18 protein-coding genes are annotated in these 14782 nt (G+C 60.4%); 10 read left to right on the plus strand and 8 right to left on the minus strand.

All coding sequences use genetic code 11. The annotated features are described in order from the left end of the window. Window positions 1–117: 117 nt before the first annotated feature. On the minus strand, window positions 118–561 hold the full coding sequence (locus LT42_RS00630) for a MarR family transcriptional regulator (RefSeq protein ID WP_037009020.1): 444 nt from the start codon (window positions 559–561) through the stop codon (window positions 118–120). Window positions 562–642: 81 nt separating this feature from the next. Here LT42_RS00630 and LT42_RS00635 point away from each other — a divergent pair, with 81 nt between their 5' ends. From LT42_RS00635 to LT42_RS00645, 3 genes are read left to right on the plus strand one after another with little or no spacing between them, the layout of a single operon-like run. After that, entirely contained in the window at window positions 643–1809 is a 1167-nt protein-coding gene (locus LT42_RS00635) for an aminotransferase-like domain-containing protein (protein WP_037012701.1), read from the plus strand. A 60-nt stretch (window positions 1810–1869) separates the two neighbouring features. After that, on the plus strand, window positions 1870–2472 hold the full coding sequence (locus LT42_RS00640; RefSeq protein ID WP_037009022.1) for a glutathione S-transferase family protein: 603 nt from the start codon (window positions 1870–1872) through the stop codon (window positions 2470–2472). A 30-nt stretch (window positions 2473–2502) separates the two neighbouring features. Continuing rightward, the gene (locus tag LT42_RS00645; RefSeq protein WP_037009025.1) at window positions 2503–2889 is read left to right on the plus strand and encodes a lysozyme inhibitor LprI family protein; all 387 of its coding nucleotides are present in this window, start codon (window positions 2503–2505) and stop codon (window positions 2887–2889) included. 114 nt (window positions 2890–3003) lie between these two features. Here the strand turns inward: LT42_RS00645 and LT42_RS00650 are convergent, their stop codons facing one another. After that, window positions 3004–3369, minus strand: a complete 366-nt coding sequence (locus LT42_RS00650; RefSeq protein WP_081955358.1) for a glutaredoxin family protein — start codon at window positions 3367–3369, stop codon at window positions 3004–3006. A 79-nt stretch (window positions 3370–3448) separates the two neighbouring features. Continuing rightward, entirely contained in the window at window positions 3449–3994 is a 546-nt protein-coding gene (gene folE, locus LT42_RS00655; RefSeq protein WP_037009028.1) for a GTP cyclohydrolase I FolE, read from the minus strand. Between the two features lie 219 nt (window positions 3995–4213). Here folE and LT42_RS25050 point away from each other — a divergent pair, with 219 nt between their 5' ends. Continuing rightward, window positions 4214–4414, plus strand: coding sequence for a hypothetical protein (locus LT42_RS25050; RefSeq protein ID WP_162835384.1), 201 nt, complete (start codon window positions 4214–4216; stop codon window positions 4412–4414). 576 nt (window positions 4415–4990) lie between these two features. Here the strand turns inward: LT42_RS25050 and LT42_RS00660 are convergent. The 3 genes from LT42_RS00660 to LT42_RS00670 form a co-directional block, all read right to left on the minus strand. Next, window positions 4991–5551 (minus strand): Smr/MutS family protein, encoded by a 561-nt coding sequence (locus LT42_RS00660; protein ID WP_037009029.1) that lies wholly within the window; start codon window positions 5549–5551, stop codon window positions 4991–4993. 88 nt (window positions 5552–5639) lie between these two features. Further along, window positions 5640–5960, minus strand: coding sequence for a hypothetical protein (locus LT42_RS00665; protein WP_037009031.1), 321 nt, complete (start codon window positions 5958–5960; stop codon window positions 5640–5642). Between the two features lie 257 nt (window positions 5961–6217). Beyond that, a complete protein-coding gene (locus LT42_RS00670; RefSeq protein ID WP_037009033.1) occupies window positions 6218–6841 on the minus strand; it encodes a cysteine hydrolase family protein in 624 nt (207 codons plus the stop codon). Between the two features lie 254 nt (window positions 6842–7095). Here LT42_RS00670 and prmB point away from each other — a divergent pair, with 254 nt between their 5' ends. Next, window positions 7096–8004 (plus strand): 50S ribosomal protein L3 N(5)-glutamine methyltransferase, encoded by a 909-nt coding sequence (gene prmB / locus LT42_RS00675; RefSeq protein WP_037009035.1) that lies wholly within the window; start codon window positions 7096–7098, stop codon window positions 8002–8004. Window positions 8005–8304: 300 nt separating this feature from the next. Here prmB and LT42_RS00680 read toward each other — a convergent pair whose 3' ends face one another. Further along, entirely contained in the window at window positions 8305–9105 is an 801-nt protein-coding gene (locus tag LT42_RS00680) for a hypothetical protein (RefSeq protein ID WP_037009039.1), read from the minus strand. A 102-nt stretch (window positions 9106–9207) separates the two neighbouring features. Next, window positions 9208–10203: an alpha/beta hydrolase gene (locus LT42_RS00685; RefSeq protein WP_037009041.1), complete on the minus strand. Its 996-nt coding sequence runs from the start codon at window positions 10201–10203 to the stop codon at window positions 9208–9210. A 127-nt stretch (window positions 10204–10330) separates the two neighbouring features. On the opposite strand from LT42_RS00685, the gene aroC reads away from it, so the two are divergent. From aroC to mtnC, 5 genes are all read left to right on the plus strand, one after another. Beyond that, the gene (aroC, locus tag LT42_RS00690; protein WP_037009043.1) at window positions 10331–11422 is read left to right on the plus strand and encodes a chorismate synthase; all 1092 of its coding nucleotides are present in this window, start codon (window positions 10331–10333) and stop codon (window positions 11420–11422) included. A gap of 31 nt (window positions 11423–11453) precedes the next feature. Further along, window positions 11454–12608 (plus strand): MFS transporter, encoded by a 1155-nt coding sequence (locus LT42_RS00695; RefSeq protein ID WP_208855878.1) that lies wholly within the window; start codon window positions 11454–11456, stop codon window positions 12606–12608. Next, window positions 12605–13219 (plus strand): methylthioribulose 1-phosphate dehydratase, encoded by a 615-nt coding sequence (locus tag LT42_RS00700; protein ID WP_037009047.1) that lies wholly within the window; start codon window positions 12605–12607, stop codon window positions 13217–13219. The genes LT42_RS00695 and LT42_RS00700 overlap by 4 nt, the downstream gene beginning before the upstream one ends. A 149-nt stretch (window positions 13220–13368) precedes the next feature. After that, on the plus strand, window positions 13369–13914 hold the full coding sequence (locus LT42_RS00705; RefSeq protein WP_037009049.1) for a 1,2-dihydroxy-3-keto-5-methylthiopentene dioxygenase: 546 nt from the start codon (window positions 13369–13371) through the stop codon (window positions 13912–13914). Window positions 13915–13920: 6 nt separating this feature from the next. Continuing rightward, entirely contained in the window at window positions 13921–14604 is a 684-nt protein-coding gene (gene mtnC, locus LT42_RS00710; RefSeq protein ID WP_037009051.1) for an acireductone synthase, read from the plus strand. Window positions 14605–14782 lie beyond the last annotated feature (178 nt).

Here is a 14782-nt window from a genome sequence, read left to right on the forward strand (position 1 = left end):
CTTGGCACACCGGTTGAACAGAGCTGCAAGCCTATACGCAGTGGCCGCATGGCGTTGCGGTACAGCCGTCAGCGCAATAGTCGGCACAGTTGGTCAAATCGACCGGAGCCCGACAGGTCAGCCGCGCGTCATCGTCTTGCCCAACGCCTGATTCACCGCCAGCCAGCCATCCACTGCCTCGCGGCCAGCGTCGGCAAACACCCGCTGCAGCAGCTTGACCTGCTCACGGCGCAGGGACTCTTCAAACTTGCGGCCCTCGGCGGTCAACTCCAGCAGGCGCTTACGCTTGTCATCCTCGGGCGCGACGCTGAGGACCAGTTCCATCTCGATCAATTGCCGAAGCGGGGTATTCAGCGCCTGCTTGCTCACTCCCAGCACGCCGAGCAGTTCCTTGACGCTCAGGCCTGGGTAACGGGCGATGAAAAACACGATGCGTTGGTGGACGCGACTCAGGCCGCGGCGGTCGAGCATTTCATCCGCCTTGGCAGTGAACGCCTGATAGCCGAAGAAAAACGCCTCCATGGCGATTTGTTGCGTCGATGAATTTTTAAGGTCAAGCATATTGACGTATCCGTGCACGGCATCGTAATTTCGGTCAAGCAGTTTGACGTATTTTCATTTCTTTGCGCCAGCGGTGATCCGATGCCATTTTCCGAACGCGTTACCCGTTTGAAGAGTTCACTGATTCGCGAAATCCTCGCTGCGGCGCAGCGCCCGGAGATGATGTCATTCGCTGGCGGGCTGCCAGCAGAAGCCATGTTGCCGAAAAGCGAATGGTCCGACATGCCCCGCAGCATCGGCCAGTACGGCATGAGCGAGGGCGAGCCGCAGCTTCGCGAAGCGATCGCAGCACAGGCACGAGGTCTGGGGATCGACTGCGACGCCAGTCAGGTGATGATCGTCAGCGGTTCTCAGCAAACGCTGGACCTGGCCGCCAAGCTGTACATCGACAAGGGCACCGAGATCCTGCTCGAAGCACCGACTTACCTGGCCGCGCTGCAGATCTTCCAATTGTTCGGCGCTGACTGCCTGACCGTCCCGCTGCTGAGCGACGGCCCGGACCTCGAAGCGCTGCGTCAGCGGCTGGAGCAGCACTCGCCGTCCTTCGCGTACCTGATCCCCACCTTTCAGAACCCGTCGGCTGTGCGTTACAGCGAGAACGCGCGGGATGCCGTCGCGGCCTTGCTGGACGAGTTCGGCGTTACGCTGATCGAAGACGAGCCGTACCGCGAACTGACGTTCGATGGCGCCAGTGCCCGACCCATCGCCGGTCGCCTGAAAAAAGCCAGCTGGATCTACACCGGCACGGTATCGAAAACCCTGATGCCGGGATTGCGCGTGGGTTATTTGATCGCCACGCGCGATTTGTTTCCGCATCTGCTCAAACTCAAACAGTCGGCCGACTTGCACACCAATCGGGTCGGTCAGTGGCAGGCGCTGCAGTGGATTGGCAGCGAGCGCTATGAACAGCATCTGCTGGAGTTACGCAGCTTCTATCGTACCCGCCGCGATGCGTTCGAAGCCGCGCTGCAGCGGCACTTCGCTGACCTGGCCGAGTGGAACAGCCCACAGGGCGGGTTGTTTTTCTGGCTCACACTCAAAGACAAGCTCGACACGCGCCGCCTGCTTGACCGCGCATTGGCACAGAACGTCGCGTTCATGCCAGGTGAGCCATTCTTCGCTGATCCCGATGCCAACCCGGGTTATCTGCGGCTGAACTTCAGCCACATCGATCCCGAGCGCCTGGACGAAGGCTTGAAACGACTCGCTGCCGTGATCCGCGAAACGCAGCTTTCACAGGCGGCCTGATAGATTAGGCTCAAACACGGTCGGCGCGACCGTCCGTACACGATTGATGGGAGAGGGTGGATGTACAAGGTTTACGGCGATTACAACTCGGGCAACTGCTACAAGATCAAGCTGATGCTCAACCTGCTCGGTGCAGAATATGAGTGGGTGCCGGTGGATATCCTCAAGGGCGAGACCGAGACCGAGGCGTTTCTGGCGAAGAACCCCAACGGCAAGATTCCGGTGCTTGAACTGGAAGACGGTACTTGCCTGTGGGAGTCCAACGCGATTCTCAATTTCCTTGCCGAAGGCACGCCTTATTTGCTGACCGAGCCACGCTTGCGCACGCAAATGTTGCAGTGGCAGTTTTTCGAGCAGTACAGCCACGAGCCGACCCTCGCCGTGGCGCGTTTCATCCAGTTTTATCTGGGGTTACCAGAAGAGCGGATGGAGGAGTATCACTCGCTGCACAGACGAGGCAACAAGGCGCTGAAAGTCATGGAGCAGCAACTGCAGCGCACGCCGTTTCTGGTGGGCGAACACTTCTCCATCGCCGACATCGCGCTGTATGCCTACACCCACGTCGCCCATGAAGGCGGCTTCGAGCTGGCGCAGTTCCCGGCGATCCAGGCTTGGCTGGTCCGGGTTCAACAGCAAACGGGCTATGTCGGCATGCTGGACTGACCTCGGCCTTTGTAATTAGGGAGATAAGACATGCAATGCAGGATGATCGCGGTCGGCATGCTGATGGCACTGGGCATCGGCTGCTCGGCACAAGCCCGGGACTGTGATGCCAACCAGGCGTCCATGAATCAGTGCGCGAGCAAAGAGTACGCGGCGCTGGATGCCGAACTGAACACGCAGTACAACGCGCAGATGGGTTATCTGAAAACGCCGGCACGCAAGAAGGCGTTGCAGGACGCGCAGAAGAAGTGGATCGCCTTTCGCGATGCCGATTGCCAGTATCAGGCTGGCAAGCGGGAGGAGGGCGGTAGCCTGTGGCCGCTGGCTCAGGCGCAATGCCTGTCGGCGCAGACCAAAGTAAGGGTCGAGCAGTTGAAGGCTTACACAGCCTGTCGCCAGGAAGGCTGCCCGAAGTAGCGGCACTACCTGCAGGAGCGCGCTTGCCCGCAAAGGGGCCGGCGCATCCGCTGGATCTCCGGAGTCCGTACTACCGCCGCCGCGGCCAAGCTGACCATTACGACGGATAGCGATTCACACCGCCGAGAATCGCTTTTCCAGGTAATCGATGATCACCTTCGATTCATACATCCACACCGTCTGACCTTCTTCCTCAATCCGCAGGCAAGGCACCTTGATTCGGCCGCCGCCACTTAGCAGCGCCTGTCGATCCGTCTCGTTGTGCTTGGCATCGCGCAGGGCCACCGGCACATTCAGGCGGCGCATTGCGCGACGGGTTTTCACGCAGAACGGGCACGCGTGAAACTGGTACAGCGTCAGCGCTTTGGCCGACGCATCGACGGCAGCCTGAGCTTCGGGGGTACGCTTCTTCTTGCTCGGCCGGGTCAGGAAATCGCCCGCGATTACGAGCTGGCCGAGGCCGACCCTCACTGCTTTCATCAACACGATAAAACCTCACTCGGCGGCAACAGCCGCCAGACTGCCGCAGCCTGATGCTGCGGCATTCAGGACGCCACGATCATTTGATCAGGCTGAGAAACTCGGTACGCGTCGCGGCGTTTTCGCGGAACTCACCCAGCATGACCGAGGTGATCATGGAAGAATTCTGCTTCTCTACGCCGCGCATCATCATGCACATGTGCTTGGCTTCGATGACCACGGCCACACCCAGTGCGCCGGTGACCTGCTGAATGGCTTCGGCGATCTGGCGGCTGAGGTTTTCCTGGATCTGCAGGCGGCGGGCGTACATGTCGACGATGCGCGCGACCTTCGACAGACCGAGCACTTTGCCGCTCGGGATGTAGGCCACGTGGGCCTTGCCGATGAAGGGCAGCAGATGGTGTTCGCAGAGCGAATACAACTCGATGTCCTTGACCACCACCATCTCGCTGTTGTCGGAGCTGAACAGCGCACCGTTGGTGACGTCTTCAAGGGTTTGTTCATAGCCGCGGCAAAGGTACTGCATGGCTTTGGCGGCCCGTTTCGGGGTGTCGCGCAGGCCTTCGCGGGAGACGTCCTCGCCGAGTTGACCAAGGATGGCGGTGTAGTTCTGTTCCAGAGTCACAGGGGTGTGTTCCGTGCGGGTTCAAGAAACGCAGGTTGCGGGCCTGCAAAGGCGCACATAGTAGCGTAGCTGGGCGCGCAGGGGTACGGCAGCCGCCCCCGGAGCCTGCGGCATGGCGCCGCTTCGTTGTAGCAAGCCGTCCTTTACCCAACCTTTACCGAGCCTTTACGTCGAAATGTGTCGGGTCGGTGTCTTAAGTAACGGGTGACAGATGCCCGGATGAAGAGAGTGCTTATCATGCTTGGCCGAATCGCGAAAATCGCACTGGTGATTGCTCTGGCGTCGTCTGTTTCGGGATGCTTTTTTGGACCGGGTTGGGGTCGTCATGGCGGCTGGCACGAGCATCGTTACTACGACGGTGGACCCTATGACGGTGGGCGCGGCGGGTATGGCCCGGGCCCCGGTTACTACCGCCGCTGATCACTGCAGTGAACGCCGCATCAGGCCGCGACAGGAACGTGCTTCCATCGCGGCCTCTTTGTTTGCAGTGGCCTTGCGTATCAACACTGACACGCGGTGGGTACCAAACCGCGACGCAATTCAAGCGGCCGTTGATGTCAGACGCAGCAGGTGATGAATGCCTTGAATCAGACCTGTTGGAGTAAGAACCACAATGTTGAGTCGTATCGCTAAAGTCGCGATGGTCATCGCGGTAATGTCAGCAATGGCCGGGTGCTGGCCTTTTTGGGGGCCGGGCGGGGGAGGCCATGGCGGTCATGGTGGCGGTGGCGGTGGTGGGCATTATGAAGGCGGCGGTCCAGGCGGCGGTGGTGGCGGCCAAGGCCCGCGCTGACGCCTCGGCTTGAATCGATTGGACTGCCGATCGAACAACCGCCACATAATCTGTAGCAGCCGGCTTGCTGGCGAACGCGGTGGATCAGAAACGGAATGTCGACTGACCCACCGCATTCGCCAGCAAGCCGGCTCCTACGGGTGATCCACTGAGACTCACCACAGAGGCGAATACGTGGCCGGTCCGGCCGAACGCAGCCTGCCTTACTCGTCCCGCCCTTCCATCATGGTCCGCTTGAGGATCACGTACACCGCACCGGCGCCGCCATGCTTGGCGACGCATGAGGCAAAACCCAGTACCTGCTGATGTTGACGCAGCCAGGTGTTGACGTGGCTTTTGATCATCGGCCGCTTGCCGTCCAGCCGCACGGCCTTGCCATGGGTGATCCGCACGCAGCGCACTTCGAGCTTTGCCGCTTCTGCGAGGAACTCCCACATGGTTTCACGCGCCATTTCGACGCTCATGCCGTGCAGATCCAGGCTTCCCTCGAAGCTGATCTGACCCAGCTTGAGCTTGCGCATCTGGCCTTCTTGAACCCCGTCACGCGCCCAGTACAGCATGTCTTCAGGGCCGACATCGATCACGAACTGATCTGACAGACCGTCAACCGTAATCGTCGCATCTGAGCGCACGGTCGCGGCCTGACGCAGTTTGGCCAGATTCTTACGGTCGGTTTTGGGTTTTCCTACGTCCGCATGTTCAGTCTTGATCGGCTTGACGCCGCGAATCTCGCTTCTGAACAGGGAAAAATCGTCGTCTTGCATGATGGTCTCCGCGAAGGGGGCCAGTTTAACCACGTCACGCCAGATCGGCGCGACTATCGGTGATCAAATGGCAGCGGATGACCGAGGTTCAGTCGTGTTTCTTCATCAGATGGGGCGACATGTTGAGTTCGCCTGCGCGACGACGGCGGCGACGACTGCGGCGCCAGAACCACACACCCACGTACAGCATGAGCAGACCCACGACGACCGTAACCACGGCGCCTGCGGGACTGGCGTTGAGCTCACCCAATGCCACAGGATTGCCGATCAGGCTGGCAACACCGGCCATTGCCAGCAACACACCGGCGGTGGCCAGAATGGCCGAAACGGCAGCGACGAAGCGCATCCGCCAACTGCCCTGGCCTTTGGGACGCAGGCGGCGGGCATCAAAACCATCGGATATCTTCATTCCGATTTCCTCTATGGGTATCGGCGCTCTGACCCGCTCAGGGTGGGGTGGTTCCCGCCTGGCAGGGTTTCAAGGGCATCGCGTGTTCGATAACGGATAAGCGGTCAGGTGCGCTGGACCACACCGCAGACGACTGCATTTGTACGCCCTTTCTTCAGGAACTGCCGGAAAATGATCTGCTAAACCTACAGGCCTGCAGTCAGCTCAGTCGGAACAGTTCCTGTGAGGCGCGTGAACGGATCAGGGTGAGAGGGCGATCAAATCAGGTTCGCGGTCAGCGCCAGTTTGGCGAAGTTGTCATTCATGATTGCCATTTCCGCCTGTTGCACCAGTTCGGCCTTGATGACGCCGCTCGGGGTCGGGAGGTCGCGGGTGGCGCAGGCATCTTCGACCAGCGTGCAGCGAAAGCCGTAATCCTTGGCCGCGCGCACGGTGGTGCTGACGCTGGAGTGACTCATGAAACCGCAGACGACCAGATCAAGTCGGCCCCGGCTTTCAAGCAGGCTGTGCAACGTCGTGCGGTCGTCGGTGGAGACCGTGCCGTTCAGGGCGTTGGGCAGGCGTTTCTCGATAATGATCTCATCGTCCTGGGGCTGCAGCTCGGGGACAAACTGCCCGCGCTCACCCTGTGGATCGAACATGCCGCCCACCGTGCCCAGATGACGCACGTGGATGATGGGCGATTTTGCGGCGCGCGCGGCGGCCACCAGCTTGACGATGTTGTCGATCGCCGCCTGAACACCGGTCAGGGCGAGCGGGCCGCTGAGGTATTCCTTCTGCGCATCGATGATGATCAGCGTGGCATTACTCAAAGTGGCCGCTGCGTATTCACGGCCACTGAGTTGAAACATGGTCTTGGGACCAGTGTTTGAAACAGACATCGGGGGGCTCCTTCGAGTGGGGCTTTTGCCACATTGTCCACTGGCAGAGCGATTCTGTGAATCGCCATGCTCACAGGTCTCGCTTTTTGCCGGGCTTCAAGCCGTCGAGCAGGTCGCGGTTGCTGTCATAGTGCCTGCAAAACGAGACAAACACTTGCGGAAAGTTTCAAGCGCAACGCCCGGGCCCTGTGCAGGCATCGTTTGTTGCGTGGATGGCTGCTAGAATCGCCCGTCGTTTTTTCAAGGAGTCTGCCGTGATCACTTCCCGCCTGCGCACCCTGCGCGACCATATCCGCTGGGCTGTCAGCCGTTTCCACGGCGAGGACCTGTTCTTTGGCCATGGTACCGACAACGCGTGGGACGAAGCTCGCCAACTGGTGCTCGGCGCCCTGCATCTGCCGTGGGAAATCGCCGACAGTTATCTGGACTGCAACCTTGAAGACGAAGAGCTGGTTGCCGTTCAGCATCTCATCAAGCGCCGAATCGAGGAGCGCGTACCCACGGCGTATCTGCTGGGCGAAGCGTGGTTCTGCGGTATGTCGTTCATCGTCGATGAGCGCGTGCTCATTCCACGCTCGCCCATTGGTGAACTCATTGAACAGCGCTTCGAACCCTGGCTAGGCACTCACCCGGCGCGGATTCTCGACCTGTGCACCGGCTCCGGCTGTATCGGCATTGCCTGCGCCGAAGTGTTTCCCCACGCCGAAGTGGCCTTGGCCGACCTCTCGTTCGAGGCGCTGGAAGTGGCGAATCAGAATATCGAGCGGCATGGCCTGGATGAGCGCGTTTATACGGTGCAGGGCGATGGTTTTGACGGCCTGCCGGGCCAGCGTTTCGATCTGATCGTCTCCAATCCGCCGTATGTCGATGCCGAGGACTTTGCCGACATGCCCGACGAGTACCAGCATGAGCCCGAGCTGGCGCTTGCCTGCGGTGATGACGGTTTGAATCTGGTACGGCGCATGCTGGCGCAGGCTGCCGATCATCTGAACGAGAAGGGCTTGTTGATCGTGGAAGTCGGCAACAGCCAGGTTCACGTCGAAGCGCTGTACCCGGAAGTGGATTTCGCCTGGCTGGAATTCGAGCGTGGCGGCCACGGCGTGTTCATGCTGACCGCCGAGCAGTGCCGCAACCATCAGGACCTGTTTGCAGCGCGGGTCTGACCAGACTACCTGCAGGCCTCTTCCCGGCTAAGGCCGGTCCCACAAACGGCCTGCAACCTGTGGGACCTGTTAAAGCCATTCCCACTGACAGCATGAAACCTGTGGGACCGGCTTCAGCCGGGAAGGCGTCGGTGTTTACAGCACACTTCTGATGGCGAGCACGCTGGCCTCTTCCCGGCTAAAGCCGGTCCCACTGACGGCATGCAACCTGTGGGACCGGCTTCAGCCGGGAAGGCATCGGTATTTACAGCACACATCTGATGGCAAGCACGCCGGCGTACTTCGCAGCCTACCGTCGGGTCAGCGATGCGTTGCAATCCAGATCAGCAGGCCGGCCTGGAACACCGCAAACGTGACCAGGCAAGCGATGGTAAAACGCAAGCCGCTGTCGTCCCGGCGGTACTTGCTGACCTTCTCCTCGGTTTTCTTGATCGTGACATCCTGTTCCTGAATCCTCTGTTCGGCCTGTTGCAGCATTTGCGCGGCGTCGAGAATCTGCACGATCTGGATTTTATCGGCGTTCCACGTGTTGTTGAGGTTGCCGACCTTGGCATCCTTGATCGTGCCCTTGAGGTGCTGGGCATCGGCGTAGACCACCTCAAAACCCTGGGTTTTCAGGAAGTGATCGCGACGCAGGCGAGTGTCTTCGTTGAGCGCATCCTTGTTGGCCAGCGCAATGCCTTCGATCTTGTACTCGGCACAGCGTTTCTGCGCCCAGGTGATGCCCTGAGCCAGCATGAAACGGCCCAGACCGCGGTTCCACGGATCAATCTGCAAGCCGGATGCAGGGCCCACGCGGACGCTACGGTTGGCGTGGTCCACCCAGATATCCAGCTGATTCTGCTCTTTGCGGGTTTTTTGGCCGGGCAACTGGTAGCTCATGCGCAGCAGGCTGAACGCCGGGCTGTGGCGCTCGGCCTTGCCGAATTCGACGAAGCGCAGGGGCCGGGCGCCGGTTGCGCGATCGGTAGGAAGAGGCGCGAGGCGCAGCATCGAAAAATGCTCTGCATGCACCTCTTCCCACAACACCGGGGCGACGACCTCGCCTTCATTGGCGTCGGTCGGCTCGACCACGTCGGTTTGCTTGGTTGCTTCTGTCATCACGGCGATCCTGTTATCGACATTGCCCGGCACACAATGCCAGCAGACAACTATCGGCCGTTATCGACGAAGCTTAAGGCCATGCATCGAGGCAGCGCAGCTTCAGGTGGCCGGTACCGAATCCAGGAATTTCAATATGCGATCAGTGACTTCGCTGGCCAACGGGAGCTGCGGATCCTTGTAGGACGCCAGTTGCCGCTTGATGTCCATTGGCACAATGCGCAGCACGTGGTTCATGCCGTCGATGATCGCCAGCTGCGAGTCGGGCTTGGCTTTATGCAGCAATTCGGCGTCGCCCACCCCGACCTGCATGTCGTTGCGGCCCTGAATGATCAGCGTAGGGATTTTCAGCTGCCCGAATGCGGCCGTGGGGTTCTGTCGGAACAAGGAGATCAGATACGGCTGTACGCTCGGACGGAACACAACCTGCAAGGGCTCGGGGACGTTGTCGTCAGTCTTGCCTGCCTTGATCTCTTCAATCAGCTGTTCACTGCGCGCCAGCAGTTCGGGAGGAAGGCGGTCCTGCAGTTGCTCGCGCACCACCTGATCGACGGGGCGACCGGTGCCCGCCACGGAAATCAATGCGACCGCTCCGGCGCGTTCAGCTGCCAGGGTAGCAACCAGCGCGCCCTCGCTGTGGCCCATCAAAATCAGCTGGCCAAGACGCGGGTCGGCCTTGAGCCTGGCGCTCCAGGCCACGGCGTCGTCGACGTACTTTTCGATGCTCAGGTCGCGCTCATCCGGCGTTGCAGGACGACTGGCGGCAACGCCACGCTTGTCGTAACGCACGCTGGCAATGTTGTGCTTGGCGAGGATCAAGGCCAGGCGCTTCATGCTGTCGTTGCGTCCGCCATCAGAATTGTTGCCGTCACGGTCTGTCGGCCCCGAGCCAGCAATAATCAGTACCACCGGCACCGGCTTTGGGGATTTGGGCAGCAGCAGGGTCCCGAACAATTCGCCGCTTCCGGTATCGAGGCTGATAGGGCGTTGCAGCACGACAGGCGTGCCGGCATGGGCGATGGACGACAGAAGGGTCAGGCTCAAGATGATCGCTCGCAGCGGCCAGAAGCCGCGAATCAGGGGTAAGGCGCTTAGCATTGCAGGACCATCATCAATAAAGTGTCAATTGGACGCGGCCAAATGAAGAAGGTTCGAGGATGAACTGCGTCATAAGCCTGCGTATACTGGCGCGCTTGAGTTTTTAGACATCCTCGGAGCCTCCCGCATGTCCGGCAATACCTACGGCAAGCTGTTCACTGTCACCACTGCCGGCGAAAGCCACGGCCCGGCACTGGTTGCCATCGTTGACGGCTGCCCGCCCGGCATCGAGCTGTCGTTGCAGGACCTGCAGCGTGACCTGGACCGCCGCAAGCCGGGGACCAGCCGTCATACCACCCAGCGTCAGGAGCCTGACGAGGTCGAGATCCTCTCCGGGGTGTTTGAAGGCAAGACCACTGGCGCCGCGATCGGCTTGCTGATCCGCAACACCGACCAGAAATCCAAAGACTATTCCGCAATCAAAGACCTGTTCAGGCCGGCCCACGCCGATTACACCTACCACCACAAATATGGCGTCCGCGATTACCGTGGCGGCGGTCGCAGCTCCGCCCGCGAGACCGCCATGCGCGTGGCTGCCGGCGCCATCGCCAAAAAGTTTCTCGCCACTCAGGGCATTACCGTTCGCGGCTACATGAGTCAGCTGGGCCCTATCGAAATCCCGTTCCAGACCTGGGATTCAGTTGAAGAAAATGCGTTTTTCAGTGCCGACCCCAGCAAGGTGCCGGAGCTTGAAGCCTACATGGATCAGCTTCGTCGCGATCAGGACTCGGTGGGGGCCAAGATCACCGTCGTTGCCGAAGGCGTGATGCCCGGCCTGGGCGAGCCGATTTTCGACCGGCTGGACGCTGAACTCGCGCACGCTCTGATGAGCATCAACGCGGTCAAGGGTGTCGAGATCGGCGCCGGGTTCGCCAGCGTCGCCCAACGCGGCACCGAACACCGCGACGAGATGAGCCCCGAAGGCTTTCTGTCCAACAACGCTGGCGGCATTCTGGGCGGGATTTCCTCCGGCCAGCCCATCGTCGCGCATCTGGCGCTCAAGCCGACCTCCAGCATCACCACGCCAGGGCACTCGATCGATGTCGATGGCAATTCGGTCGAAGTCATCACCAAGGGTCGCCATGACCCGTGCGTCGGCATCCGCGCCACTCCCATCGCCGAAGCGATGATGGCCATCGTGCTGGTTGACCACCTGCTGCGTCATCGCGGCCAGAATAACGACGTGAGCGTGTCTACGCCGATTCTGGGTCAGCTGTAATGCCCGAGCCCCGTATCGCCGCTGCGGTCGCTTGAGCGTGGCGGCGCTTCCTTACTGGCGGCTCGCCAGCTTCTACCTGTTCTACTTCGCCTTGCTGGGCGCCACCGCGCCGTACATGGCGCTTTACTTCAGCCACCTTGGGTTTTCCGCGGCGCGAATAGGCGAGCTGGTAGCCATTCCGATGCTGATGCGCTGCATTGCTCCCAACGTCTGGGGATGGCTGGGCGATTACACCGGCCGGCGCCTGGTTATCGTACGCTTCGGCGCCCTGTGTGGGCTGGCATGTTTCAGCCTGATTCTGGTCGACAAGTCCTACGCCTGGCTGGCCATGGTCATGGCGCTGCATGCGTTTTTCTGGCACGCGGTGCTGCCTCAGTTTGAAGTCATTACCCTGACGCATCTGCAGGGGCAGACGTCCCGCTACAGCCAGATACGGCTATGGGGGTCGATCGGCTTCATCCTTTCGGTGGTCATGCTTGGCCGAATGCTGGAGTGGTTCAGCCTGGACCTCTATCCGCAACTGCTGCTGGTGATACTGGTGGGTATCGTCGCAAGCAGCTGGTGGGTGCCAAATGCACAGCCGGTCGTTGCCGGCGCTCGGGTGGCCGGGGATGGCTTTCTCAAGCAACTGATCCGGCCGGGAGTACTGGCGTTTTACGTCAGCGTCGCCCTTATACAACTGAGCCACGGCCCGTATTACACCTTCCTCACGCTGCACCTCGAACACCTCGGCTACACCCGCGGCCTGATTGGCATGCTGTGGGCGCTGGGGGTGGTCGCCGAAGTGTTGATGTTCATGGCCATGAGCCGGGTGTTGCAGCGTTTCAGCGTGCGTCAGGTACTGGTGGCAAGCTTTGCGATAGCGGCGTTGCGCTGGCTTTTACTGGGTCACCTGGCCGATCATCTGGCGATTCTGATCTTCGCCCAGTTGATGCACGCGGCCACTTTTGGCAGCTTTCACGCGGCAGCCGTGCATTATGTCCAACGCAGTTTCGGGCCGCGTCAGCAAGGCCAGGGCCAGGCGTTGTACGCTGCCCTTTCCGGCACCGGCGGCGCGATGGGTGCGTTGTATTCCGGGTACAGCTGGAACGCGCTTGGCGCCGGCTGGACCTTTGCCATTGCGAGTCTGGCGGCAATGGCCGCTGCCGTCCTGACCGCCACATGTATGAAAGAGGAGCGCGTATGAGTCGCGAAGCACTGGCTCGGGAAATCATTGAAGCCGGGCAGTTCCTGTATGCCCGCGGCTGGTCGCCCGCCACCAGCAGCAATTACTCCGTGCGCCTCTCGGCCAGCGAAGCGTTGCTGACGGTCTCCGGCAAGCACAAGGGGCAGTTGGGCATCGACGACGTCCTGGCGACCGATCTAGCAGGCAACAGTCTGGAACCGGGCAAAAAACCGTCCGCAGAAACCCTGCTCCACACCCAGCTTTATCGCTGCCGGCCAGAGGTGGGCGCCGTGTTGCACACCCACTCGGTCAACGCGACTGTACTCTCCAGGCTGACCGCCGCTGATCATCTGGTTTTTGAAGACTACGAACTGCAAAAAGCTTTCAGTGGTGTGTCAACCCACGAGTCGCAGGTCCAGGTGCCGATCTTCGACAACGATCAGGACATTGCCCGCCTCGCCGGCAAGGTTCAACCCTGGCTTGATCAACACCCGGACTGCGTGGGCTATCTGATTCGTGGCCACGGCCTGTACACCTGGGGCGCGAAAATGACGGATGCCTTGCGCCAGATCGAAGCCTTTGAATTTCTGTTCGAGTGCGAGCTTAAAATGCTGTCGGTGCTCAACCGCTGATCGCCAAGCCAAGCCAAGCCAAGCCAAGCCAAGCCAAGCCGAGCCAAGCCGAGCCAAGCCGAGCCAAGCAGCCTGGCGCTCCCACAGCCTGAATCAACACGCCACCTTCACCTAAGCGTCAAGGGGCGCGGAACGAATCGAGGAACACCATGAGCAGTCTGTCCGTTTACCACGTGTCATCCCCCGAACTGCCGAACAAAGTGCTGACCCACTTCGAGGACATTGCCTCGACCCTGGCCGAGCACGGCGTGGCATTTCACCGCTGGCAGGCGGCAACCCCCATCACCCCCGGCGCCAGCCAAGAGGAAGTCATCGCGGCGTACCGCACCCAGATCGACAGGTTGATGACCGAGCGGGGATACGTGACCGTGGATGTGATCAGCCTCAACAGCGACCATCCGCAAAAAGCCGAACTGCGCGCCAGGTTTCTCGAAGAGCACCAGCATGGCGAGGATGAAGTGCGTTTCTTCGTGGCGGGGCGCGGCCTGTTTACCTTGCACATCGACGATTTTGTCTACGCCGTGCTGTGCGAAAAGAACGACCTGATCTCGGTACCGGCCGGCACGCGCCACTGGTTCGACATGGGCGAACATCCCCACTTCATCGCGATTCGCCTGTTCAACAACCCCGAGGGTTGGGTGGCGAAATTCACCGGCGAGAGCATCGCCAGCCAATTTCCGCGTCTGGAGGACTGACCTCTCATGGCCATCAAAGCGATTCTGACCGACATCGAAGGCACCACCAGCGCTGTGAGCTTCGTCTTTGACGTGCTTTTCCCGTACGCGCGGGAGCATCTGCCTGCCTTTGTCCGACAGCACGCCGCTGACCCGGCTGTCGCTGCGCAACTGCAGGCGGTCCGCAACGACAGCGGTGAGCAGGGTGCGGACATCGATCGCGTCATTGCCATCCTGCTGCAATGGATCGCCGAAGACCGCAAGGCCACGCCGCTTAAAGCTCTGCAGGGCATGGTTTGGGAGCAGGGGTATAAGGCCGGCCAGCTAAAGGGGCATGTTTACGAAGATGCCGTTATAGCGTTGAAACAGTGGCATCAGGCCGGCTACGCGCTTTACGTTTACTCGTCGGGTTCGATCCAGGCGCAAAGGCTGATTTTTGGTTGTTCGGAGGCGGGCGATCTGTCCGCGCTGTTCAGCGGCTATTTTGACACCACCTCAGGCCCCAAACGCGAGGACGCGTCCTATCGATCCATCGCGTCAAGCATCGGACAGCCGCCCGAGTCCATCCTGTTCCTGTCCGACATCGTCGAAGAACTCGACGCTGCACAGCGATCCGGCATGTGCACCTGCGCATTGGTGCGCGACGGTGGCACTTTGGTCGGGCATCTGAATGTCAGCAGCTTCGCATCGATCGACCCTGGCGCTTTCTGACCTTCAAGGTGTGTCGAAAACAGGCGGCCAATGTCCATGACATTGGCCGTTTTTGTATCCAAATGCGAAAAAATGTAAGCAGGTTTTTGTTCGTTTGTGGGAAGTTGCTGGTTTCACGGTCAGGCATGCCTGTTTGTTTTCCCCCCTGTGTTTAACCCTTCTGGACTGTGTAACCCTT

It is taken from the genome of Pseudomonas lutea, assembly GCF_000759445.1.
Classification (GTDB): domain Bacteria; phylum Pseudomonadota; class Gammaproteobacteria; order Pseudomonadales; family Pseudomonadaceae; genus Aquipseudomonas; species Aquipseudomonas lutea.